This window comes from Sphingomonas silueang (assembly GCF_040049155.1).
GTDB lineage: Bacteria > Pseudomonadota > Alphaproteobacteria > Sphingomonadales > Sphingomonadaceae > Sphingomonas > Sphingomonas silueang.
The window spans coordinates 1-22,162 of sequence record NZ_JBDZDK010000014.1 but is presented as its reverse complement, the minus strand read 5'-3'; the positions used below and the strand labels follow the sequence as shown (position 1 = coordinate 22,162).

21 protein-coding genes and 1 tRNA gene are annotated in these 22,162 nt (G+C 69.6%); 18 read left to right on the top strand and 4 right to left on the bottom strand.

Annotated elements, in window-relative coordinates; genetic code table 11:
* The gene (locus ABLE43_RS13830) at positions 1-516 is read right to left on the bottom strand and encodes a hypothetical protein (protein WP_348979020.1); all 516 of its coding nucleotides are present in this window, start codon (positions 514-516) and stop codon (positions 1-3) included.
* Positions 513-1,655, bottom strand: coding sequence for a bifunctional 2-C-methyl-D-erythritol 4-phosphate cytidylyltransferase/2-C-methyl-D-erythritol 2,4-cyclodiphosphate synthase (locus tag ABLE43_RS13825; protein WP_348979019.1), 1,143 nt, complete (start codon positions 1,653-1,655; stop codon positions 513-515). The genes ABLE43_RS13830 and ABLE43_RS13825 overlap by 4 nt, the downstream gene beginning before the upstream one ends.
* A 92-nt stretch (positions 1,656-1,747) precedes the next feature.
* On the opposite strand from ABLE43_RS13825, the gene dusB reads away from it, so the two are divergent.
* From dusB to hflX, 7 genes are all read left to right on the top strand, one after another.
* On the top strand, positions 1,748-2,743 hold the full coding sequence (gene dusB / locus ABLE43_RS13820; protein WP_348979018.1) for a tRNA dihydrouridine synthase DusB: 996 nt from the start codon (positions 1,748-1,750) through the stop codon (positions 2,741-2,743).
* Positions 2,719-3,789 carry a two-component system sensor histidine kinase NtrB gene (locus ABLE43_RS13815; protein ID WP_348979017.1) on the top strand — a complete coding sequence of 357 codons (1,071 nt, stop codon included), beginning with the start codon at positions 2,719-2,721 and terminating at the stop codon, positions 3,787-3,789. The genes dusB and ABLE43_RS13815 overlap by 25 nt, the downstream gene beginning before the upstream one ends.
* Entirely contained in the window at positions 3,786-5,234 is a 1,449-nt protein-coding gene (ntrC, locus tag ABLE43_RS13810; RefSeq protein ID WP_348979016.1) for a nitrogen regulation protein NR(I), read from the top strand. The genes ABLE43_RS13815 and ntrC overlap by 4 nt, the downstream gene beginning before the upstream one ends.
* Positions 5,235-5,303: 69 nt before the next feature.
* Positions 5,304-7,556: a sensor histidine kinase NtrY-like gene (locus ABLE43_RS13805; protein ID WP_348979015.1), complete on the top strand. Its 2,253-nt coding sequence runs from the start codon at positions 5,304-5,306 to the stop codon at positions 7,554-7,556.
* A complete protein-coding gene (gene ntrX, locus ABLE43_RS13800) occupies positions 7,553-8,935 on the top strand; it encodes a nitrogen assimilation response regulator NtrX (protein ID WP_348979014.1) in 1,383 nt (460 codons plus the stop codon). Before ABLE43_RS13805 ends, ntrX begins: the two co-directional genes overlap by 4 nt.
* A gap of 74 nt (positions 8,936-9,009) precedes the next feature.
* The gene (hfq, locus tag ABLE43_RS13795; protein ID WP_348979078.1) at positions 9,010-9,552 is read left to right on the top strand and encodes an RNA chaperone Hfq; all 543 of its coding nucleotides are present in this window, start codon (positions 9,010-9,012) and stop codon (positions 9,550-9,552) included.
* Positions 9,549-10,835, top strand: coding sequence for a GTPase HflX (hflX, locus tag ABLE43_RS13790; RefSeq protein WP_348979013.1), 1,287 nt, complete (start codon positions 9,549-9,551; stop codon positions 10,833-10,835). Before hfq ends, hflX begins: the two co-directional genes overlap by 4 nt.
* A gap of 133 nt (positions 10,836-10,968) precedes the next feature.
* Here hflX and mazG read toward each other — a convergent pair whose 3' ends face one another.
* Positions 10,969-11,748: a nucleoside triphosphate pyrophosphohydrolase gene (gene mazG, locus ABLE43_RS13785; RefSeq protein WP_348979012.1), complete on the bottom strand. Its 780-nt coding sequence runs from the start codon at positions 11,746-11,748 to the stop codon at positions 10,969-10,971.
* A 381-nt stretch (positions 11,749-12,129) separates the two neighbouring features.
* Between mazG and ABLE43_RS13780 the strand changes: the two genes are divergently transcribed.
* A complete protein-coding gene (locus ABLE43_RS13780; RefSeq protein WP_348979011.1) occupies positions 12,130-12,573 on the top strand; it encodes a MarR family winged helix-turn-helix transcriptional regulator in 444 nt (147 codons plus the stop codon).
* On the top strand, positions 12,563-13,333 hold the full coding sequence (locus ABLE43_RS13775; protein ID WP_348979010.1) for a HEAT repeat domain-containing protein: 771 nt from the start codon (positions 12,563-12,565) through the stop codon (positions 13,331-13,333). The genes ABLE43_RS13780 and ABLE43_RS13775 overlap by 11 nt, the downstream gene beginning before the upstream one ends.
* A gap of 162 nt (positions 13,334-13,495) precedes the next feature.
* Here ABLE43_RS13775 and ABLE43_RS13770 read toward each other — a convergent pair.
* Positions 13,496-13,585, bottom strand: a tRNA-Ser gene (locus tag ABLE43_RS13770).
* Between the two features lie 168 nt (positions 13,586-13,753).
* Between ABLE43_RS13770 and ABLE43_RS13765 the strand changes: the two genes are divergently transcribed.
* The 9 genes from ABLE43_RS13765 to ABLE43_RS13725 are packed head-to-tail and all read left to right on the top strand — an operon-like array spanning position 13,754 to position 22,006.
* Complete coding sequence (locus ABLE43_RS13765; protein ID WP_348979077.1) at positions 13,754-14,737, top strand: lytic murein transglycosylase; 984 nt, start codon at positions 13,754-13,756, stop codon at positions 14,735-14,737.
* Positions 14,734-15,480 (top strand): SPOR domain-containing protein, encoded by a 747-nt coding sequence (locus ABLE43_RS13760; RefSeq protein WP_348979009.1) that lies wholly within the window; start codon positions 14,734-14,736, stop codon positions 15,478-15,480. Before ABLE43_RS13765 ends, ABLE43_RS13760 begins: the two co-directional genes overlap by 4 nt.
* A gap of 30 nt (positions 15,481-15,510) precedes the next feature.
* The gene (locus ABLE43_RS13755; RefSeq protein WP_348979008.1) at positions 15,511-16,677 is read left to right on the top strand and encodes a D-alanyl-D-alanine carboxypeptidase family protein; all 1,167 of its coding nucleotides are present in this window, start codon (positions 15,511-15,513) and stop codon (positions 16,675-16,677) included.
* Complete coding sequence (tmk, locus tag ABLE43_RS13750; RefSeq protein ID WP_348979007.1) at positions 16,674-17,300, top strand: dTMP kinase; 627 nt, start codon at positions 16,674-16,676, stop codon at positions 17,298-17,300. Before ABLE43_RS13755 ends, tmk begins: the two co-directional genes overlap by 4 nt.
* Positions 17,297-18,253: an AAA family ATPase gene (locus ABLE43_RS13745; RefSeq protein WP_348979006.1), complete on the top strand. Its 957-nt coding sequence runs from the start codon at positions 17,297-17,299 to the stop codon at positions 18,251-18,253. Before tmk ends, ABLE43_RS13745 begins: the two co-directional genes overlap by 4 nt.
* A gap of 42 nt (positions 18,254-18,295) precedes the next feature.
* Positions 18,296-19,846, top strand: a complete 1,551-nt coding sequence (gene metG / locus ABLE43_RS13740; RefSeq protein WP_348979005.1) for a methionine--tRNA ligase — start codon at positions 18,296-18,298, stop codon at positions 19,844-19,846.
* On the top strand, positions 19,843-20,622 hold the full coding sequence (locus ABLE43_RS13735; RefSeq protein WP_348979004.1) for a TatD family hydrolase: 780 nt from the start codon (positions 19,843-19,845) through the stop codon (positions 20,620-20,622). The genes metG and ABLE43_RS13735 overlap by 4 nt, the downstream gene beginning before the upstream one ends.
* Entirely contained in the window at positions 20,619-21,383 is a 765-nt protein-coding gene (locus ABLE43_RS13730) for an MBL fold metallo-hydrolase (protein ID WP_348979003.1), read from the top strand. The genes ABLE43_RS13735 and ABLE43_RS13730 overlap by 4 nt, the downstream gene beginning before the upstream one ends.
* On the top strand, positions 21,380-22,006 hold the full coding sequence (locus ABLE43_RS13725; RefSeq protein WP_348979002.1) for a retropepsin-like aspartic protease family protein: 627 nt from the start codon (positions 21,380-21,382) through the stop codon (positions 22,004-22,006). Before ABLE43_RS13730 ends, ABLE43_RS13725 begins: the two co-directional genes overlap by 4 nt.
* Positions 22,007-22,162: the final 156 nt, after the last annotated feature.

Sequence of the window (22,162 nt, the reverse complement as noted above, 5' to 3'; positions counted from 1 at the left end):
TCAGTTCCGGGCGCGGGTGCCGCACAGCGGCAGGCGCATCTGGGGTTTGGGGCTGTCGGCGTCGATCTGGGCGAACAACACGACCAGTCCGGCGACGTTGCGCGGCGGCAGCGACTGGACGAGCGTTGCGGCACGCTCGATCCGCGGGCAGTCGGCGGGATCGACGTTGCCGACCACCATCGGCGCGATCAGCGAGGCGACGATCGGCGCCGCGAAGGACGAATCGAGCAGCTGGATCGCCTGTGGCGCGGTGAGGCGCGACAATGCCGCCTTCGCCTGCGGCCATGCGCCCGCCGTTTCCGCTTCGTAGCGGGCGAGGAACGGCCCGCTGGTCCGCCGGATCAGTGCGGTCGGCGGCAGCGCGGAGGCGCAGCGGTTGCCCGCCTGCCGGATCAGTTCCGGCGCGACGAACAGCACCAGCGCCTCGGCCTCCGCCGGGGTGACGCACGACGCCGGGGTCTGCGCCTGCGCGCTGCCGCAGGCGAGCAGCGCGAGGGCGGCGGCGATGCGCCTCATGCCGGCACCCGCACGGTCGCGATCGCCTGTGCGGCGATGCCTTCCTGCCGCCCGGTGAAGCCCAGCCGCTCGCTGGTCGTCGCCTTGATGCTGACCTGCCGCTCGCTCAGGCCGAGGATGTCGGCGATCCGGGCGCGCATCGCGGCGCGGTGCGGGCCGATCTTGGGTGCCTCGCAGATCAGCGTCAGGTCGACGAAATCGATGATCCCGCCGTCGTCCCGCACCAGCGACGCAGCATGGGCGAGGAACTGGTCCGACGCCGCCCCGCGCCAGCGCATGTCGCTCGGCGGGAAGTGCGTCCCGATATCGCCCGCGCCGATCGTGCCGAGCAGCGCGTCGGTGATCGCATGCAGCGCCACATCGGCATCGCTATGCCCCGACAGCCCGCGATCGTGCGGGATCAGCACCCCGCCGAGCCACAGTTCCTCGCCCGCCTCGAGCCGGTGGACGTCGTAGCCGGTGGCACTGCGCGAGATCAGCGTCGGCGCGATCCGCGCTTCGGCGGCGGCGAAGTCGGCGGACCAGGTGATCTTGTCGAGCATCGTGTCTCCTTCGACGGTCGCAACGTCCAGCCCGATCGCGCGGAGCATCTGGGCATCGTCGGTCGCCTCCACGCTTGCATCCCATGCGACATGGGCCTCGCGGATCGCGGCGGTCGCGAACGCCTGCGGCGTCTGGACCCGGACCAGCCCGGCACGCGGCACCACGTCGCCGAGCATGGCGTCGCCCTGCGCCAGCGTATCGGCAACCGGCAGCACCGGCACCGCGCCGGGCGCATGATCGAGCGCGGCGAGCAGGCGGTCGATCACCGCGGCGGGCACGAACGGACGCGCGGCATCGTGGATCAGGACGCGCGCGGCATCGCCGATCGCGGCGAGGCCCACCGCCACGCTCTCCCGCCGGGTCGCCCCGCCGATCACATAGGATACGTCGCCCAGCGCTTCGGCGAGGGCAGTTTCCTGCCCCGCGCCGATCACCACCACCACCCGGTCGATCCCCGGATGCGCGGCCAGCGCGGCATGGGCATGCGCCACCAGCGGACGGCCGCCGAGGCGCGCGAACTGCTTGGGGACGGTCTGGCCCGACCGGCTGCCGCTGCCTGCGGCGACGAGGAGGGCGATGGTGGGTCCATTGTGCATCGCCGCCGCCTAGCGCAAGCCGCCGCGGCCCGCCAGCCTTGCCCTGCACCCCCGCTTGGGGTAAGGGCTGCCCAATTTTCAGGCAGTTTCCCATGACCCTATCCCCCATCCGCGTCGGCGATGTCGTGATCGACACGCCGGTGATCCTCGCCCCGATGACCGGCGTCACCGACCTGCCGTTCCGCAAGATGGTGCGGCGGCACGGATCGGGGCTGAACGTCACCGAGATGATCGCCAGCCAGGCGGCGATCCGCGAGACGCGCCAGTCGATCCAGAAGGCGATGTGGGACCCGGCGGAGGAGCCGGTGTCGATGCAGCTCGTCGGCTGCACGCCCGTCGAGATGGGCGAGGCGGCGAAGCTGGCCGAGGACAAGGGCGCGGCGATCGTCGACATCAACATGGGCTGCCCGGTGCGCAAGGTGACGAACGGTGATGCCGGATCGGCGCTGATGCGCGACCTGCCGCTCGCCGCCGAACTGATCGCAGCGGTGGTGAAGGCGGTGAAGGTGCCGGTGACGGTCAAGATGCGCATGGGCTGGGACCATGCCAGCCTCAACGCCCCCGAACTGGCGCGCATCGCCGAGGATCTGGGCGCGAGGATGGTGACGGTCCATGGCCGCACCCGCAACCAGATGTACCGCGACCATGCCGACTGGGCGTTCGTCCGCCGGGTGAAGGATGCGGTATCGGTGCCGGTTATCGTCAACGGCGATATCTGTTCCGTGGAGGATGCGAGGACCGCACTGGCCCAGTCCGGCGCGGACGGGGTGATGATCGGGCGCGGTGCCTATGGCCGCCCGTGGCTGCTGGCGCAGGTGATGGCCGCGCTGTCGGGCGGGACCGAACCCGCCGACCCGTCGATCGAGGAGCAATATCACCAGATCGTCGAGCATTATCACATGATGCTGGAGCATTATGGCGAGGAAGTCGGCGTCAACATGATGCGCAAGCACATCGGCTGGTACACCAAGGGGCTGCACGGGTCCGCCGAGTTCCGCAACAAAGTGAACCAGCAGGCCGATTCGCGGATCGTGCTGGCGATGCTCGCCGACTTCTACGCGCCATGGTGCTCGCGCGCGGCGGCGTGACGGCGCGCAGCGAGCCGCCGTCCTTCGCCGACATCTTCGCCCAGTTGCCGGTCGCGGCGCTGGTGCTGGACGAGGCAGGATGTATCGCCCATGCCAATGGCGCGGCGGAGTTGCTGCTCAACCTGTCCGACCGGGCGATGCGCGGGCTGTCGCTGGGGCAGATCGTCGCGTTGCCGCCGGGCTATGGCGACCAGCGCGACGGGCACGGCTTCGCCAGCTATGAATGCGAATTGAAGCTGAAGCGCGGCGGGCGGCTGCGCGCCGATTTCCATGAGACCCCGGCGGGACATGGCTCGGGCTGGCGGATCGTGATGCTCTACGGCATGCGCGCGATGCAGGCAGCGCCACGCGCGGCGGGCGCGCGGGCGGCGGCGGGGGCGGCGGCGATGCTGGGGCATGAGATCAAGAACCCGCTGTCGGGCATCCGCGGCGCGGCCCAGTTGCTGGCCGGCGAGGTGGACGACCGCGCCGTGCTGACCGACCTCATCATCACCGAGGTCGACCGGATCGCCGCGCTGATCGACCGGATGCAGGATTTCACCGACGATCGCCCGCGCGACCTGACCGTACAGAATATCTATCCGGTCATCGCCCATGCGGTACAGCTGGCCACCGCCGGGTTCGCGCGCGGAATCGCGATCGAGGAGCGCTTCGACCCCTCGCTGCCGCCGGTGCGGATCGATCGCGACGCCTTCGTCCAGGTGCTGGTCAACCTGCTCAAGAACGCCGCCGAGGCGCTGGGCGACACGCCCGATCCGCGGATCGTCGTCGGCACCGCCTATCGCCACGGCATGTCGCACGGCATCGACGGCGGCCCCCGTCGCGCCGTGCCGATCGAGCTGACGGTCAGCGACAACGGCCCCGGCGCGCCGCGCGACATCGCCGACCATCTGTTCGAGCCGTTCGTGTCGGGCAAGCGCGAGGGGCGGGGATTCGGATTGCCGATGGTGGAGAAGCTGGTGCGCGAGATGGGCGGGATCGTCGGCTATGCCCGCGAAGGAGAGCCGGAAGTGACCGTGTTCCGTATCCGGCTGCCCCGCGCATGACGCAGCCTGCCCGCATCCTGCTGTGCGACGACGATGCCGCGATCCGCACCGTCGTCGCGCAGGCGCTGCGCCGCGAGGGGCATATCGTGCAGGCGGTGGCGACGCTCGGCCAGTTGCGCGCGCAGCTGCGTGCCGAATCGCCCGATGTGCTGGTGACGGACGTGGTGCTGCCCGACGGCGACGGGCTGGAGACGGCGGGCGCGCTGGCCGCCGAGCATCCCGACCTGCCGATCATCGTCCTGTCGGCGCAGAACACGCTGACCACCGCCGTCCGCGCGACCGAGGCGGGGGCGTTCGACTATCTGCCCAAGCCGTTCGACCTCGATACGCTGGCGCTGGCGGTGCGCGGCGCGCTGGCGCGCAGGCGGCGGGTGGCGGATGTCGCGCCGACCGATTCGATCGATGCCTCGCTGCCGCTGATCGGGCGGTCGGCCGCGATGCAGGACGTGTACCGGGTGATCGCGCGCGTCGTCGCGACCGACCTGACCGTGCTGGTCACGGGCGAATCGGGCACCGGCAAGGAACTGGTCGCCCGCGCGATCCACGATCTCGGACGCCGCGCCCGTGCGCCGTTCATCGCGCTCAACATGGCGGCGATCCCGCGCGAACTGATCGAGGCCGAGCTGTTCGGTCACGAGCGCGGCGCCTTCACCGGCGCGGCGCAGCGGTCGGCGGGCAAGTTCGAGCAGGCGGCGGGCGGCACGCTGTTCCTCGACGAGATCGGCGACATGCCGATGGACGCGCAGACCCGGCTGCTGCGGGTGCTGCAATCGGGCGAGTTCACCAGCGTCGGCGGCGCGCGCGTGATCCGCGCCGACGTGCGGATCGTGGCGGCGACCAACAAGACGCTGGCGGCGCAGGTGCAATCGGGCCAGTTCCGCGAGGACCTGTTCTACCGGCTGAACGTCGTGCCCATCGCGCTGCCGCCCTTGCGCGAACGGCGGCAGGACGTGGCACTGCTGGCGCGGCATTTCCTCGACCGGGCGGCGCAGGAGGGACTGCCGCGCAAGACGCTGTCGAGCGAGGCGCTGGCGCTGCTGGAGGCGCACGACTGGCCGGGCAATGTCCGCGAGCTGGAGAACCTGATGCGCCGCTCGGCGGTGCTGGGCCGCGACAGCGAGATCGAGGCGAGCGAGTTGCGCGGCGCGCTGGGCGAGGCGGCGTCGCGCGCCGCCGCCCCGGCCGATATCGACCTGTGCGAGGCGGTGCGCGGCTGGCTGCGGCGGATCGCGCGCGAGGAGCCTGCCACGCTGGAGAACGGCACGCTCTACGACCGGCTGATCGCCGACGTCGAACGTCCGTTCATCGAGGCGATGCTCGACCGCCACGGCAACAACCAGCTGCGCGCGGCGCGGGCGATGGGGCTGAACCGCAATACGCTGCGCAAGCGGCTGGACGATCTCGGCATCGATCCGTCGCTCCGCGCCTTTCACGGCGACCGCTGAGCGATCCGCCAAGCGATTTGACGTGCGTTGCGGCGCGAATGTTGTAAAACGGCAACTATGGTTGCAGGTTTGACGGAAGCGGATCGCGCCCCACGCAGTTCGGCGCGCTGGTTTCCGGCGATCGAAATCGCGGTGCTCGCCGCGTCGCTGTCGATCGGGATCGGCAGCTACCTGTTGCTCGACGGCAGCCCGGCGACGCGCGACCGGTTGCCCTCGGCATGGGCGATGGCTGCGCTGCTCGTCGCGAACCTCATTCCGGCGATGGCGCTGCTGGTGCTCGCCGGACGGCGGATCGCGATGCGGCGCGCGGCCCGCTCCGAGATCGGCGGCACCGGCACGCTCCACGTCCGGCTGGTGGCGCTGTTCTCGATCCTCGCCAGCGTGCCGATGCTGCTGGTGACGGTGGTCGCGTCGTTCCTGTTCCAGTTCGGCGTGGAATTCTGGTCCTCGTCGCGCGCGCGCGGCATCTTCGAGAATGCGCAGTCGGTGGCGCAGTCGGCCTACAACGACTTCCTGACCGCCGTGGACAGCGAGAATGTCGCGGTCGCCTCCGACATCCGCCGGATGCTGCTGAACAACCGCTATCCCGTCGACAGCGACGCCTTCCGCATCACCTATCAGCAGAGCATCATCCTGCGCAGCCTGACCGAATCGGTGCTGTTCGAGATTCCGGCGGACGGTCGCCCGGTGTCGCTCGCCTCCGCGACGATCTACGAAGGGCCGCTGCGCTGGAGCCTCGATCCCGCCTCGATCGCCGCGCTGCGCCGGGGCAAGCAGAGCTTCGTCAGCGTCCGCGACGGCAAGGTGCAGTCGGTCGCGCGGGTGCTCGACACGCCGTACATGGTCTATTCGGGGCGCGACATCGACCTCGCCAAATATGTCGAGCGGCGCGACCGGACGCGGGCGACGCTCAGCGATTACAACGCGCTGCTCGACCGGTCGCGCGTGGTGCAGCTGCAGCTCAACATCGCGCTGTTCATCGTGTCGCTGCTGATCGTCGGGCTGGCGGTGTTCGTGGCGCTGGCGGTGGCCGACCGGCTGGTCCGACCGGTCGGCGCGCTGGTCGGCGCGGCGCGGCGCATCGCCGACGGCGACCTGTCGGCCCGCGTCGCCGAACCCGGCACCCGCACCAGGGACGAGATCGGCACGCTCGCCAGCGCGTTCAACAGCATGACCGAACGGTTGCAGGAACAGACCGGCGAACTGGTCGCCGCCAATGCCCAGATCGACAGCCGCCGCGCCTTGATCGAGGCGGTGATGTCCGGGGTCAGCGCCGGGGTCGTCTCGGTCGGGCGCGACGGGATCATCCTGCTCGCCAACAGCTCGGCCACCGCGCTGCTGCGCACCGGGACCACGCCGCTGGCCGGGCGTCCGCTCGCCGAGGTCGCGCCCGAACTCGGCCAGTTGCTGGCGGGCGACACGCAGGATGCGATCATCCAGCTGGCGACCGGCGGCGAGGCGAAGACGCTGGCGGTGCGCATCACCCGCGACGACGGGCAGCATATCCTGACCTTCGACGACATCACCCAGCAGCTGCTCGACCAGCGGCGCGCGGCATGGTCCGACGTGGCGCGGCGCATCGCGCACGAGATCAAGAACCCGCTGACCCCGATCCAGCTCGCCGCCGAACGCTTGCAGCGCCGCTATGGCGCGAAACTGACCGCCGACGACGGCACCTTCGCCCGGCTGACCGAGACGATCGTGCGGCAGGTCGGCGATCTGCGGCGGATGGTCGACGAATTCTCGTCCTTCGCGCGGATGCCGAAGCCGGTGTTCCGCCGCGAATCGATCGCCGAACTGGCGCGCCACAGCCTGTTCCTGCACGAGGTGGCGCATCCCGACATCGATTTCGTGCTGGAGGCGGACGGTCCGGCGACGCTGGTCTGCGACCGGCGGCAGATGGCGCAGGCGCTGACCAATATCGTCAAGAACGCGACCGAGGCGGTCGCCGCCCGTACCGACCCCGCGACGCGCGGCCGCATCGCGATCGCCATCGGCGAAACCCCCGACGGCCATATGCGGATCGACACCAGCGACAACGGCATCGGTCTGCCCGCCGAGCGCGACCGGATCGTCGAACCCTATATGACGACGCGCAAGGGCGGCACCGGACTGGGGCTGGCCATCGTCCGCAAGATCGTCGAAGAACATTTCGGAACCATATCGTTCGCCGACCGTCCCGGTGGGGGAACGGTGGTTTCGATCACCCTCGATCCGGTGATGCTCGCGGCGCTCGAAAACGGCACCGCGCGCGAGGATGAGAATATGCAGGAGGTTACGACGCGCCACCCGATGCTTACCCGGACCGGAACGATATCATGAAGCTCGACATACTCGTCGTCGACGACGAAGCCGACATCCGCGAACTCGTCGCCGGCGTGCTGGAGGACGAGGGCTATGAAACCCGCAGCGCCGCCGACAGCGATGCCGCGCTGGAGGCGGTGGCGATGCGCCGCCCGTCGCTGGTGCTGCTCGACGTGTGGTTGCAGGGATCGCGGCTCGACGGGTTGGAACTGCTCGACGAGCTGAAGGCGCGCGATCCGTCGCTGCCGGTGCTGGTCATCTCCGGGCACGGCAACATCGATACCGCGGTGTCGGCGATCCGGCGCGGCGCGGTGGATTTCATCGAAAAGCCGTTCGAGGCGGAGCGGCTGCTGTTCCTCGTCCAGCGCGCGACCGAGACCGAGCGGCTGCGGCGCGAGGTGGCGTCGCTGCGCGCCTCGGCGGGCCGCGAGGACGACCTGACCGGCAGCTCGACCGCGATCAACGCGGTCCGCGCGACGCTGAAACGGGTGGCAGGAACCGGCAGCCGGGTGCTCATCACCGGCGGGGCGGGCGTGGGCAAGGAGGTCGCCGCGCGGCTGCTGCACGGCTGGAGCCAGCGGGCGCAGGCGCCGTTCGTGATCGTCAGCGCGGCGCGGATGACGCCCGAGCGGGTCGACGAGGAGCTGTTCGGCGTGGAGGAAGGCGGCAACCTCGTCCGCCCCGGCCTGCTCGAACAGGCGCATGGCGGCACGCTGTTCCTCGACGAGATCGCCGACATGCCGATCGCGACGCAGGCCCGCATCCTGCGGGTGCTGACCGACCAGAGTTTCACCCGCGTCGGCGGTACGCGGGTGGTGAAGGTCGACGTGCGCGTCGTCTCGGCCACCGCGCGCGACCTGCAACAGGAGATCGTCGACGGCAATTTCCGCGAGGATCTCTATTACCGGTTGAACGTCGTGCCGGTGCAGATTCCGTCGCTCGCCGAACGGCGCGAGGACATCCCGCCGCTGGTCGAGCACTTCGTGGCGCATTACGCCAACGAACGCCGCGTCGCGACGCCGGAGGTGGCGGCGGATGCGATGATCGCGCTGCAAAGCTATGAATGGCCGGGCAATGTCCGCCAGTTGCGCAACGTGGTGGAGCGCACCGTCATCCTCGCGCCCGGCAACCGCATCGCCCGGATCGACATCGACCTGCTCCCGCCCGAGGTGCTCGGATCGGCGGGCGACGGCACCGGCGGGGCGAGCGCCAGCGCGATCATGGGATCGCCGCTGCGCGAGGCGCGCGAATCGTTCGAGCGGGAATATCTGCGCGTCCAGATACGCCGCTTCTCGGGCAATATCTCGCGCACCGCGACGTTCATCGGGATGGAGCGATCCGCGTTGCATCGCAAATTGAAGCTGCTCGGCATCACGGAAACGCGGGGCGACGAATAGCGGCCATTGCCGCGGTGCAACCCGCGTCCTAGATTAGGGCTCCGCGTCGTGAGGGCGCGGCAATCGGGCGTCGGATACCGGCGCTATGCGGGGCAACGCTCCGCCAAGAACAAGGGCAAGCCATGGCCGAACGACAGGGGTCGCTTCAGGACCTGTTTCTCAATTCGCTGCGCCGGTCGAAGACGCCGGTAACGATGTTCCTCGTCAAGGGGGTCAAGCTCCAGGGAATCGTTACCTGGTTCGACAATTTCTCGGTGCTGCTGCGCCGCGACGGCCAGTCGCAGCTGATCTACAAGCATGCGATCTCGACGATCATGCCGTCCGGCCCCGCCGATCTGGCGGCGGTCATTCAGGCCGCGGCCGAGCATAGCTCGAAGAATGCGCCGCTGCAGGAAATTTTCCTGAACGCCGTGCGCAAGGCGCAGGAGAACGTCACGATGTTCCTGGTGAACGGCGTGATGCTGCAGGGGCAGATCGCGGCGTTCGACCTGTTCTGCATGCTGCTCCAGCGCGACGGCATGTCGCAGCTGGTCTACAAGCATGCGGTGTCGACGATCCAGCCTGCCAATCCGCTGAACCTTGCGGAGGAACAGGCATCGGGGGCGGAAGAGGCTTGAGCACGGGTTTCGACCGCGACGCACAGGAGTTCGCCCGTGGCGCCAGCGCGATCGTCGTCCTGCCCGACATGGGCGGGTCGGCGCGCGATGCCGATGCGCGGCTGGAAGAGACGGCGGGCCTGGCACTCGCCATCGGCGTGGAGGTGCGCCACCGCGTGCCCTTCCGCGTCCGTGCGCCCAAGCCCGCGACGCTGATCGGCAGCGGGCAGGTGGAGCAACTCGCCGCGATCGTCCGCGACGAGGAAATCCAGCTGGCCGTGTTCGACGCCGCGCTCACCCCGGTGCAGCAGCGCAACCTCGAGACGCAGCTCGGCTGCAAGGTGATCGACCGCACCGGGCTGATCCTCGAGATCTTCGGCGAACGCGCCCGCACCGCCGAAGGGCGGTTGCAGGTCGAACTGGCGCACCTCGACTATCAGGCGGGGCGGCTGGTGCGCAGCTGGACCCACCTCGAACGGCAGCGCGGCGGCTTCGGCTTCCTCGGCGGGCCGGGCGAAACGCAGATCGAGGCCGACCGGCGGCTGATCCGCGACCGTATGGCACGGCTGCGGCGCGAGCTGGACAGCGTGTCGCGCACCCGCACCCTGCACCGCGACCGGCGGCAGCGTGCGCCATGGCCGGTGGTGGCGCTGGTCGGCTACACCAATGCGGGCAAGTCGACGCTGTTCAACCGGCTGACCGGGGCAGGGGTGATGGCGGAGAACCTGCTGTTCGCCACGCTCGACCCGACGCTCAGGCAGGTATCGCTGCCCGGCATCGACAAGGCGATCCTGTCCGACACGGTGGGCTTCGTGTCCGAATTGCCGACGCAGCTGGTCGCGGCGTTCAAGGCGACGCTGGAAGAGGTGGTGTCCGCCGACCTGCTGGTCCATGTCCGCGACGTGGCGCATCCCGACACCGCGGCACAGGCGGCGGATGTCGAGGCGGTGCTGGCCGAGATCGGCGTGGACGAAACCACACCCCGGATCGAGGCGTGGAACAAGCTCGACCTGCTGGGCGAGGACGACCGGATCGAGATGCTGGGCGAGGCGGCGCATCGCGACGATGTCGTGGCGCTGTCCGCGCTGACCGGGGAGGGGGTCGATGCCCTTGTCCGGACCATCGGCGACCGGCTGACCCAGGGGCACCGGCGCTATCGCATCGCGCTGGCCCCGGAGGATGGGGCGAGTGCGGCATGGCTGCACGCGCATGGCGAGGTGACCGATCACTGGATGGACGAGGCGCGGGCGATGTACGACGTGCGGATGGCCCCGGCGGACTATGACCGGTTCCTGACCCGATAGGGCGGGGCAGGCGGGTCCGCAGGAGTCCGGAAAACGGGCACCGGGACTCGCCGGGCAGTTTCAGCATGCTATGTATCGGGCAGCGCCGGATCGACTCCGGCAGCCGCCGACGGGCGGCTGCCGCGATCGGGGGTCAGGGCAGGGGGCCTGCCTTCGCCTTTTCCCATGCCCGCTCCTTGTCGTCCAGCGACCGGGCGGCGAAGTGCGGGTCGCCGGCTTCCATCGCCGCAAAGCGCCGCTCGAACTTGGCATTGGCGGCCCGCAACGCCGCCTCGGCATCGACGCCCAGATGCCGTGCCCAGTTGACGACCGAGAACAGCAGGTCGCCCACCTCCTCGGCCCGCTCGGCCTCCGCAGCCTCCGCCACCTCCCGCAATTCCTCGTCGATCTTGGCGCGCGGCCCCGCCGCATCGGGCCAGTCGAACCCGACCCGCGCCGCCCGCTTCTGGAGCTTCTCCGCCCGGGTCAGCGCGGGCAGCCCGACCGCTACCCCGGCCAGCGCGCCGTCGTGGCCCGGCCTGGCGCGACGCTCCTCGGCCTTGACCTGTTCCCACAGGTGATGGCCACCCTCCGCCGTGTCGCCGAAGATATGCGGATGCCGCCGCTCCATCTTGTCGCTGATCGCGTCGACGACGTCGCGCAGACCGAACAGCCCGGCTTCCTCGGCGATCCGGCTGTGGAACACGACCTGGAGCAACAGGTCGCCCAGTTCATCCTTCAGATCGGCGACGTCACCACGTTCGATCGCGTCGGCGACCTCATAGGCTTCCTCGATCGTGTAGGGCGCGATCGTCGCGAAGGTCTGTACCTTGTCCCATTCGCAGCCATGGTCGGGATCGCGCAGACGCGCCATGATCGCGACGATGCGGCCAACGGTGTCGCCGGGTTCGACGGGAGGTTTGGCGGTCGTCATGCCCATGTTCGGTACGGCTTCCCTGTGTTCCTGCGATCCGGAAAAGACATAATCGTCGCGGGATGGAAAGGACACCCTCCGGTAGCAGCGGGGGCGGTGCGGCGCCACCGCCGTTGGCGCAAGCCGTCTTCGCGGCGCCCTGCTCCCGACCGCCGCGTTCAGCTTCTTCCGCGCCATGACGGCGGGTGCAGGCGGGCTGCGCCGGACCCGGACGGACACCATGGCTACGCCATAGCCCTCCAAATCCCGCTTTGCGCGCCCTCTACCGCTTGATCGAAAGGGTGGCCCCATATAGTATGCCGCCTTATGGTTCCACTCGCTCGGAAATATGCTGCGCTGCTGGCTCGATCGGCTGACCAGCCGAAGGCCGCTACAGACGGCATGCGAACCTGCTTCGAGCTGTTGTCGCTGGCGGCAGCCATCGACCGCGACTGCGCCGTCCGCCTCGGCGAGCACGATCTGTCGGAAGGCAAGTTCGTCCTCCTGTTCCTCCTCGACGATGCGAAGGACGGTCTCTCGCCGCATGAACTGGCCGAGCGAGCGGGCGTCACGCGCGGCACCGTCACCGGCCTGCTCGACGGGCTGGAACGGTCGGGGTTCGTCCGGCGCAGCGCGAACGATGTCGACCGCCGCAAGCTGACGGTGCGACTCACCGCCAGCGGCGCCGCACTGGCCCGGCGGGTGACGGACGAGCATGGCCGCTGGATCGGGACGCTGTTCTCCGATCTCACCGAAGCCGAGCGCGACACCGTGCAGCAACTGCTCACGAAGGTCTTCGCTCGCACCGTCGCCGGCACGCGGCAGGCAGGCTCCGATGGCCGGTGAACAGGACGGCCGTCGTGCGGCTATCGACGCCGGCGTGATCGAAACGCGCAACCTCGCAGAGGTTCTCGCGGTCGATTTCGGCAACCTGCTCCGCCAGATCGTTCCCGCGGATGCCGGTCTGGACGATGGCGACGTCATGCGGCTCGCCAGCCTCGGCATTGCCGCCCGGATGGCCGCGGCCGGGCGAATCCTGCTCGACCGGCTCGGGCCGCAAGCGGTCGAACCGTTGGCGCGGCACCCGAGCGACACGGTGCGCGGCTGGGCATGTTTCCTGATCGGCGCGCAGGCAATGCCCTTGCCTGCGCGTCTGGCGGCGATCCGCCGCTTCGCGGACGACCCGCATTTCGGCGTCCGGGAATGGGCTTGGCTCGCGGTGCGACCGGCTATCGCCGCCGACATCGAGGGCGCGATCATGCTGTTGGCGGACTGGACGAGCGATCCTTCCGATCGTGTCCGGCGCTTCGCGTCGGAGGCGACCCGGCCGCGGGGCGTCTGGTGCGCCCATATCACTACCCTGAAGTCCGATCCGTCGCCCGGCCGCCGCCTCCTCGAACCGCTCCGCGCAGACCCGTCCGCCTATGTCCAGGACTCCGTCGGAAACTGGCTCAACGACGCTGCGAAGTCGCGGCCGGACTGGGTTCGCGGCCTCGTCGCGGAATGGCGCAAAGGCGATCCGCCGCCCGCCACCCAACGGATCGCGCGGCGGGGACTGCGCTCGATCGACAAGCCCACGGTCAGGCAGCGCTCGCCGCGCTCGTGAAGGGCATCGCCGCCTCCGGGTGGCGCGACTTCTTCAATACCACCCATGCAGCCGGACCTGTGACGGGAATAGCCGAGCACCTGTCCCAACTCGCACGGCTGCAGGGCCCGCTGGACGGAGGCTCCCTACCGACCCGGCAGTGAAATCCGGGAGGGAAAACGGTGGCGGAAGAGGTGGGATTCGAACCCACGGAACGGTTGCCCGCTCGCCGGTTTTCAAGACCGGATCCTTAAACCACTCGGACACTCTTCCGTGATCGTGCGACGGCGCTGCCTAGAACCGGGACGGCGCACGTTGCAAGCCCCCGCGTCGCACATCGGGGGTTCATCCCGCCCGAACCATGTGCCAAGACGGTGGTCCGCGAAGGCTGGGAGTGGTGCGTTGCGTATTCCAAGGGCAGGTTTCGCCATATTGCTGGCCATGGCGACGGGGGCATCCGCCGCCGCGCAGGACGAGGCGGGGTTCCAGGCCTATCTGCGCGAGGTCGGCGTGCGCGCCCGCGCGGAAGGCGTGCGGCAGGCGACGATCGACGCCGTGCTGCCGACGCTGACCTACAACCCGCGTGTGGTCGAACTCGATCGGCAGCAGCCGGGCAGTTCCAATACCACCACCGTCTCGCGCTTCGCGCCCTATCGCGCGCGCCATGTCGATGCGGCGCGGATCAATCGCGGGCGCGCCGCCTATCGCGCGCAGCGCCCCCGGCTGGCGGCGATCGAGCGCGAGACCGGCGTGCCCGAGGAGATCATGGTCGCGATCTGGGGCCATGAGACCAACTACGGCGGCTATACCGGCAATTTCGACCTGCCGCGCAGCCTCGCCACGCTCGCCTATGAAGGGCGTCGCCGTGCGCTGTTCGAGCCAGAGTTCATCGCGACGCTGAAGATGATCGACCGCGGCGTGCCGCGCGACCGGCTGAAGGGCAGCTGGGCCGGGGCCTTCGGCTATCCGCAGTTCCTGCCGTCGATCTATCTGCGCCTCGCGCGCGACGGCGACGGCGACGGGGTGGCCAACATCTGGTCGAACGAGGCGGATACGCTGGCGTCGATCGCCAACTACTTCGTCGATGCCGGATGGCGGCGCGGCGAGCCATGGGGCTTTGCGGTGCGGATTCCCGCCGGGTTCGACCGGTCGATCCTGCGCCCGCGCTCGCTGTCGCCGCGCTGCCCGCGCGTGTTCGACCGGCACAGCCAGTGGCGGACCTTAAGCGAATGGCGCGCGCTGGGCGTGGTGCCGGACGACGCCCGGCGCTATCCCGACACGATCCAGGCGACGCTGATCGAGCCCGACGGGCCAGGCCAGACCGCCTATCTGCTGACCGGCAACTACCGGGTCATCCTCGACTACAACTGCTCCAACTATTATGCGCTGTCGGTCGGGCTGCTCGCGGACGAAGTGGCGAAATGACGATCCTGCCGCCGCTGGTCCTGCTCGCCGCCGTCGCGCAGGACGCGCCGCCGGTCAGCCCCGCGCGGCTCGACGACGTCGGCATGGCGTCGCGGGTGGCGGGCGGGCCGGGCGTGTTCGTCGTCCATCGCAGCCTCGCCCCCGGCAGCTTCGCCGAAGTGACCTCGGTCGATACCGGCACGACCATCCTTGCCGAGGTGCGCAGCGGCGCCGCCCTGCCGCCCGACCGGGTGGCCGAACTGTCCGCCGCCGCCGCCGCCGCGCTGGGGCTGGCCGATGCGCCGCTCGTCCCGGTCCGCGTCCGCCCGATCGTGCCGACGCCGCAGGACCAGACGGTGCTGCGCGCGGGCGGCGTGGTGCGACGGCTCGACAGCCCGCAGGCGCTGCTGGCGGCGCTGCGCCGACGCCTGCCGGTGATGACGCCGCCGACACGCGAACTGATCCGGACGAGCGTCGCCCCGCCCAAGGCGCTCGTCGAGACACCGCCGCCCGCGCCCCGTCCTGCGCCACGCCCCACCCCCGCGCCACAGCCCGCAGGCCGCTGGTTCGTGCAGGTCGCTGCGCTGTCCGACGCCACCCGTGCACAGGCGCTGGCAAAATCGATCGCCGGCGTTGTGCGGCGCGTGGGCACGCTGTACCGGGTGCAGGCTGGCCCGTTCGCCACCCGTGCCGCTGCCGATACCGCCCGTGCCTCGCTCGCAAGGCGGGGGTTCGGCGACGCACGGACCACCCAGCAAGACTGACGCCCAAAGACCAGATGGAACCCGTACCCCATGCGTAAGATCGCCCTTTCGAGCATCGCCGCCATCGTCGTCGCCAGCCCGGGCATCGCCGCCGCCCCGACGTTCGAGACGCCCGCACCGGTTGCGTTCATGACCGATCTGTCGTCGGGCGCGGTGCTCTATGCCAAGGACGCCGACCGGCGCATGCCGCCCGCGTCGATGGCGAAGATGATGACCGCCTATGTCGCGTTCGACCTGATCAAGAAGGGCGAGCTGAAACTGTCCGACACCGCGCTGGTCGCGCCGGAAACGTGGCAGAAGTGGCACGGGCCGCAGGCGGGATCGACGATGTTCCTGTCGCCGAACGAGAGCGTCAGCGTCGAGAACCTGCTCTACGGCATCGTCGTCCTGTCGGGGAACGACGCCTGCGTCGTGCTGGCCGAGAAGATCGCGGGTTCGGAGGAAGCGTTCGTCGGGCTGATGAACCAGCGCGCCAAGGAACTGGGCCTGACCAACAGCCATTTCGGCACCTCGAACGGCTGGCCCGACGAAGGCCGCACCTATGTGACCGCGCGCGATCTGGCGAAGCTGGCCGCCGCGACGATCGAAAACCACCCGCAGCTGTACAAGCAGTTCTACTCCAAGGAGAATTTCACCTGGGGCAAGACGTTGGGCAGCGGCAGCGCGATTACCCAGGCGAACCGCGATCCCCTGCTCGGCAAGGTGCGCGGCGCGGACGGCCTCAAGACCGGCCATACCGAGGAGGCGGGGTTCGGCTTCACGGGTTCGGCGCAGCAGGACGGACGGCGGCTCGTCATGGTGCTGGCCGGGCTGACCAGCTTCAACCAGCGCGCGTCCGAATCGGTCAAGTTCATGAACTGGGGCTTCGGCGCATGGCGCGCGCGCCCGATCGTCGCGGCAGGCAAGCGGGTCCAGACCGCCGAGGTCCAGCTCGGCAACGCATCCGAAGTCGGCCTCGTCGCCCCGCGGGCGCTGACCGTGACCATGCCCGCGGGCACCAACAGCCCGATCACCGCCAAGGTCGTCTATAACGGCCCGATCAAGGCGCCGATCGCCAAGGGGCAGCACATCGCCGACCTCGTGATCGCCTCGCCCGACACCGGCGAGCAGCGCATGCCGCTGGTCGCGGAAACCGACGTTGCCGAGGCAGGCTTCTTCGGCCGGGTCTGGGCAGGGCTGACCGGCCTGTTCGCTTGAGCAGCGGGCGCTTCCTGACGCTGGAAGGCGGGGAAGGAGTCGGGAAATCGACCCAGGCCCGCGCGCTCGCGGCTGCGCTGGAGGCGCGCGGGATCCACACGGTCCTGACCCGCGAGCCCGGCGGCAGCGAGGGGGCGGAGGCGATCCGTGCCCTGCTGATGCAGGGCGACGTACGCCGCTGGAGCGCCCATGCCGAGGCGCTGCTGTTCGCCGCCGCGCGCGCCGATCATGTCGAGAAGGTGATCCTGCCGATGACCGCGGCGGGCAGCTGGGTGATCTGCGACCGCTTCCTCGACAGCACGCGGGCGTACCAGGGCGCGCAGGGGATCGACGACGCCGCGATCCTCGCGCTGCACGGCTTTGGATCGCGCGGGCTGCTGCCCGATCGCACGCTGCTGCTGACCCTGCCCGACGGCGAGGGCGATGCCCGCGCCCGCGCCCGCGACGGGGCGGATGCCGATCGCTTCGCCGCGCGCGATGCGGATTTCCACCGATCGGTCGTGGCGACGTTCGACCGGATCGCCGATACCGAGTCCGATCGCGTGCGCCGCATCGATGCGTCCGGCACGCCTGAGGCGGTGACCGCGCGGCTGCTGGACGCGATCGCCGACCTGCTGCCGTGACCGGACTGGTCGGCAACGCCGCTGCGCGCGCCGCCTTCGCCGCAGCGGTCGCGGGCGGGGCGCTGCATCATGCGTGGCTACTGACCGGGCCGGAGGGCGTCGGCAAGGCCAGCTTCGCGCGCGCGGCGGCGGTGGACCTGCTGGCGGGGCGGGAGGGACGTGAACGGACCGAGGCGATGATTGCCGCCGATGCGCATCACGGGTATCGCGAACTGGTCCGCCTGCCCAAGGATCCCGACAAGCCCGATCAGGACATCGCGCGCAGCATCGTCATCAAGCAGGTGCGCGCGCTGCAACCGCTGTTCGCGCGCTCGCTCGAGCCGGGCGAGCGCCGCGTGGTGCTGATCGATGCGATCGACGATCTGGAGCGCGCCGCCGCCAATGCGCTGCTCAAGAATCTCGAGGAGCCGCCGGTCGGCACGGTCTTCCTGCTCGTCAGCCATGCGCCGGGGCGGCTGCTGCCGACGATCCGCTCGCGCTGCCGCCAGTTGCGCTTCGATCCGCTGGGCGATGCGGAGGTGGCGCAGGTGCTCCGCGCCCATGACCCCGAGGTGCAGGACGACGAGATCGCCGCGCTGGTCGCGGTGGCGGATGGATCGCCCGGACGCGCGCTGGCCTTTGCCGGGCTGTCGATCGCCGCGCTCGACCGCGATCTGGCGGCGATCGCGGCGGACGGCGATCCGGCCAACCGCGTCCGCACCCGCCTTGCCAAGGCGCTGTCGGGCAAGGCGGCGCACCCGCGCTATCTCGCCTTCCTCGACCGCGCGCCGGCCCTGATCGCGGCGGCGGCGCGCGAGCGCACCGGCCCGGCGCTCCGCGACGCGCTCGACGCCTATGACCGGGCGCGCGCGCTCTCGGCGATGGCGCCCGCGCTGTCGCTGGTCGCGGAGACGACGGTGTTCGAGATGGCGGGCCTCGTCGCGCGCCTCGCGCCCGATCGGCGGGACGGCTGAACCGGCTTTCCTTCGTACCCGCCACGCCGTACAGCCTGCGCCATGTCCGATCCCTTCTACATCACCACCGCGATCCATTATCCCAACGGGCGGCCGCACATCGGCCACGCCTATGAGATGATCGCCGCCGACGCCATCGCCCGGTTCCAGCGCCAGGCCGGACGCGACGTGTTCTTCCAGACCGGCACCGACGAACACGGCCTGAAGATGGTCAAGACCGCCCGCGACCGCGGCGTCGAAGTGCGCGCGCTGGCGGACGAGATGTCGGGCTATTTCCGCGAGATGGCGGGCACACTGAACATCTCGTGCGATCGCTTCATCCGCACCGTTGAGCCGGAGCATTATGCCGCGTCGCAGGCGATCTGGCAGGCGATGCAGGACAATGGCGACCTGTATCTCGACCGGTACGAGGGCTGGTACTCGGTGCGCGACGAGGCCTTCTACGAAGAAAAGGAACTGGTCGACGGCGAGGGCGGGGTCCGCCTGTCGCCGCAGGGTACGCCGGTCGAATGGACCGCCGAGGAGACGTGGTTCTTCCGCCTGTCGAAATACCAGCAGCCGCTGCTCGACCTCTATGCCGCCAACCCCGACTTCATCCAGCCCGAAAGCCGCCGAAACGAGGTGCTGCGCTTCGTCGAGGGCGGGCTGACCGACCTGTCGGTATCGCGCACCAGCTTCGACTGGGGCGTACCGGTGCCGGACAGCCCGGGGCATGTGATGTACGTCTGGGTCGATGCGCTGACCAACTATCTGACCGGCGCGGGCTATCCGGACGCGACCAACCGCTACTGGCCCGCCGCGCTGCACCTGATCGGCAAGGACATCGTGCGCTTCCACGCGGTGTACTGGCCCGCCTTCCTGATGTCGGCGAAGCTGCCGCTGCCGGAGAGGGTGTTCGGCCACGGCTTCGTGCTCGCGCGCGACGGGACCAAGATGTCGAAATCGGCGGGTAATGTCGCCGATCCGATGCAGCTGGCGCAACTCTATGGCGTGGATTCGCTGCGCTACTACCTGCTGCGCGATGTCAGCTTCGGGCAGGACGGCAGCTATTCCGACGAGGCGATCGTCGCCCGCGCGAACAGCGATCTCGCCAACAGCTTCGGCAATCTGGCGCAGCGAACCCTTTCGTTCATCGCGAAGAATCTGGGCGGCGCGCTGCCCGAGGACGGGCGCGGCGACGCGGCCGACACCGAACTGCTCGCCACCATCGGCGAGGCGACGGACACGTTCCGCGCCCACTTCGCCAACTTGCAGCTCTCCCAGGCGCTCGAAGCATGGATGCGCGGCGTCTTCGCCTGCAACCAGTATATCGACGTGCAGGCCCCGTGGTCGCTGCGCAAGACCGATCCGGAGCGGATGCATGCGGTGCTCGGCACGCTGGTCCGCGCGATCCGCGATCTGGCGGTGACGATCGCGCCTGTGGTGCCTCGATCGGCGGAGGAACTGCTCCGGCAGCTGGGCCAAGGCCCGAAGCTCCATGCCGCGCTGGGCGACGACGGCTGGTATCGCGCCCAGCGCGAAGGGGGCTTCCGCATCGCACCGCCCACCCCCATCTTCCCCCGACTGGCGATCGCGGAGACCGAACCGGCATGAAACTGGCCGACAGCCACTGCCACCTGAACTACAAGGGCGTCTTCGAGCAACAGGACGACGTGCTGGCCCGTGCGCGCGGGGCCGGGGTGGCGGCGATGCTGAACATCGCGACGCGCGAATCCGAATGGGACGCGGTGATCGCCACCGCCGAGCGCGAGCCGGACGTGTGGGCCACGGTCGGCATCCACCCGCATGAGGCCGACCAGCACCCCGATGTCGATACCGCCAGGCTGGTCGAGCGCGCACAGCACCCGCGCGTCGTCGGCATCGGCGAGAGCGGCCTCGACTATTATTACGACCATAGCGACCGCGGCGCACAGGCGCGCAGCTTCCGCGCGCATCTGGCCGCTTGCCGCGAAACCGGGCTGCCGATCGTGGTGCACACCCGCGACGCGGAGGAGGACACTGCCGCGATCCTGCGCGAGGAACTGGGGAAGGGGGCCTTCCCCGGCGTGCTCCACTGCTTCACGGGATCGGCGGAACTGGCGCGGATCGGCCTCGACCTCGGCTTCCATATCTCGATTTCGGGGATCGTCACCTTCAAGAGCGCGCAGGCGTTGCAGGCGGTCGCGCGCGACCTGCCGCGGGACCGGCTGCTGATCGAAACCGACGCACCGTTCCTCGCGCCGGTGCCGCATCGCGGCAAGCCGGGCGAACCCGCGTTCGTGGCGGACACCTGCCGCTTCCTCGCCGGTTTGCGCGGCGAGGCGCCCGAGGAACTGGCCGCGGCGACCCACGCGAATTTCCACCGGCTGTTCGCGAAAACGCTGGCGTGAAGGTCCGCATCCTCGGCTCGGGCACCTCGTCGGGAGTGCCACGGATCGGCAACGACTGGGGTGCCTGCGACCCGGCCGAGCCGCGTAACCGGCGCACGCGGGTGTCGGCCCTGGTCGAACATGACGGCACCCGCATTCTGATCGACACCGGTCCGGACATGCGCGCGCAATTGCTCGACGCCGATGTCGGCGAAGTCGACGCGGTGCTGTGGACTCATGACCATGCCGACCACTGCCACGGCATCGACGATCTGCGGCAGCTGTTCCACAATCGCGGCACGCCGGTGCGCGGGTTCGCGCGGCCCGCAACGCTGGAAAGCCTGAAGCGCCGGTTCGACTATGCCTTCGCGGGCAGGGCGGGCTATCGTCCGACGATCGTCGCTGCCGACCTGAGCGACGCGATGGCGATCGGCCCGATCGATATCCGCTGCACCGATCAGCCGCACGGATCGATCACCTCCGCCGGGCTGCGGTTCGACGCGGGCGGGAAGTCGGTCGGATATGCTACCGATTTCAGTGCAGTAACGCCCGACATGCACAAGCTGTATCAGCATGTCGACGTGCTGATCGTCGACGCGCTGCGGGTGGCGCCGCACCCGACCCATCCGTCGCTGGCGGAAGCGATCGCCTTTTCCCGTGCATGCGGAGCCGGTCGTACCATATTGATCCATATGGACAATTCGATGGATTATGCGTCGCTGGTCGCCGCGCTGCCGCCGGGGTTCGAGCCGGGCTATGACGGGATGGACATCGTCCCGTGACCGGCGACCGTCTGCCGTGGATCGTGCTGGGCCTGCTGATGCTGATGCTGCCCTTGTCGTCGCTCATCGCGCGGCGTCCGTCGGCGGGCGTCGTGGTGCGCAACCTGCTGGGCTGGGTGGCGGTGTTCGGCATCCTGTATGTCGCGTTCGCGCATCGGGTGCAGCTCGGGCAATGGGCGTCGGACCTGTCGCGGCGGATCGGCGTGGAGGAGCAGACGGTCGACGGTGATACGGTGCGCATCCGCCAGTCGCCGGACGGTCATTTCTGGGCGAACGTTCGCCTGAACGGCGTCGAGCGGCGGATGCTGATCGACAGCGGCGCGACGACGACCGCGATCTCCGAGGAAACCGCGCGCAAGGCGGGCATCACGATCCGCCGGGTGCCGCCGGTGATCCTCAACACCGCCAACGGCGCGATCGAGGCGTCGCGCGGCAGGGTCGAGACGTTGCGACTGGGATCGCTCGAGACGCGCGACCTGCCGGTGGTGGTATCGCCGACGTTCGGCGCGTTCGACGTGATCGGCATGAACTTCCTGTCGCGGCTGGACAGCTGGCGGGTCGAGCGGGGCATGCTGGTGCTTGAGGGCAGCGACGGCCGGAGATCACCGCCAAAAGCGCCGTGATTTTACATAATGTGTATTATCGAACTTCGTATCTGTAGGTGCTAAGTAGAAATGACACTCCTCCGCTAGATAGAAAAGGCACAACGAGTGCCAGCGGGTCGCCGGTGTCATGGCCATCCTCGGCAGCGAGGATGTGCAAGCGATGACGGTGCTGAC

What these genes read in the sequence shown, in the direction of transcription:
- metG (WP_348979005.1), top strand. Translation starts at nt 18,296, where the DNA reads ATGTCCGATCCCTTCTACATCACCACCGCGATCCATTATCCCAACGGG.
- mazG (WP_348979012.1), bottom strand. Translation starts at nt 11,748, where the DNA reads ATGACGACCGCCAAACCTCCCGTCGAACCCGGCGACACCGTTGGCCGC.
- ntrX (WP_348979014.1), top strand. Translation starts at nt 7,553, where the DNA reads ATGAAGCTCGACATACTCGTCGTCGACGACGAAGCCGACATCCGCGAA.
- ABLE43_RS13760 (WP_348979009.1), top strand. Translation starts at nt 14,734, where the DNA reads ATGACGATCCTGCCGCCGCTGGTCCTGCTCGCCGCCGTCGCGCAGGAC.
- ABLE43_RS13830 (WP_348979020.1), bottom strand. Translation starts at nt 516, where the DNA reads ATGAGGCGCATCGCCGCCGCCCTCGCGCTGCTCGCCTGCGGCAGCGCG.
- dusB (WP_348979018.1), top strand. Translation starts at nt 1,748, where the DNA reads ATGACCCTATCCCCCATCCGCGTCGGCGATGTCGTGATCGACACGCCG.
- ABLE43_RS13765 (WP_348979077.1), top strand. Translation starts at nt 13,754, where the DNA reads ATGGCGACGGGGGCATCCGCCGCCGCGCAGGACGAGGCGGGGTTCCAG.
- ABLE43_RS13780 (WP_348979011.1), top strand. Translation starts at nt 12,130, where the DNA reads ATGCGAACCTGCTTCGAGCTGTTGTCGCTGGCGGCAGCCATCGACCGC.
- ABLE43_RS13735 (WP_348979004.1), top strand. Translation starts at nt 19,843, where the DNA reads ATGAAACTGGCCGACAGCCACTGCCACCTGAACTACAAGGGCGTCTTC.
- ABLE43_RS13755 (WP_348979008.1), top strand. Translation starts at nt 15,511, where the DNA reads ATGCGTAAGATCGCCCTTTCGAGCATCGCCGCCATCGTCGTCGCCAGC.
- ABLE43_RS13815 (WP_348979017.1), top strand. Translation starts at nt 2,719, where the DNA reads ATGGTGCTCGCGCGCGGCGGCGTGACGGCGCGCAGCGAGCCGCCGTCC.
- ntrC (WP_348979016.1), top strand. Translation starts at nt 3,786, where the DNA reads ATGACGCAGCCTGCCCGCATCCTGCTGTGCGACGACGATGCCGCGATC.
- ABLE43_RS13825 (WP_348979019.1), bottom strand. Translation starts at nt 1,655, where the DNA reads ATGCACAATGGACCCACCATCGCCCTCCTCGTCGCCGCAGGCAGCGGC.
- ABLE43_RS13775 (WP_348979010.1), top strand. Translation starts at nt 12,563, where the DNA reads ATGGCCGGTGAACAGGACGGCCGTCGTGCGGCTATCGACGCCGGCGTG.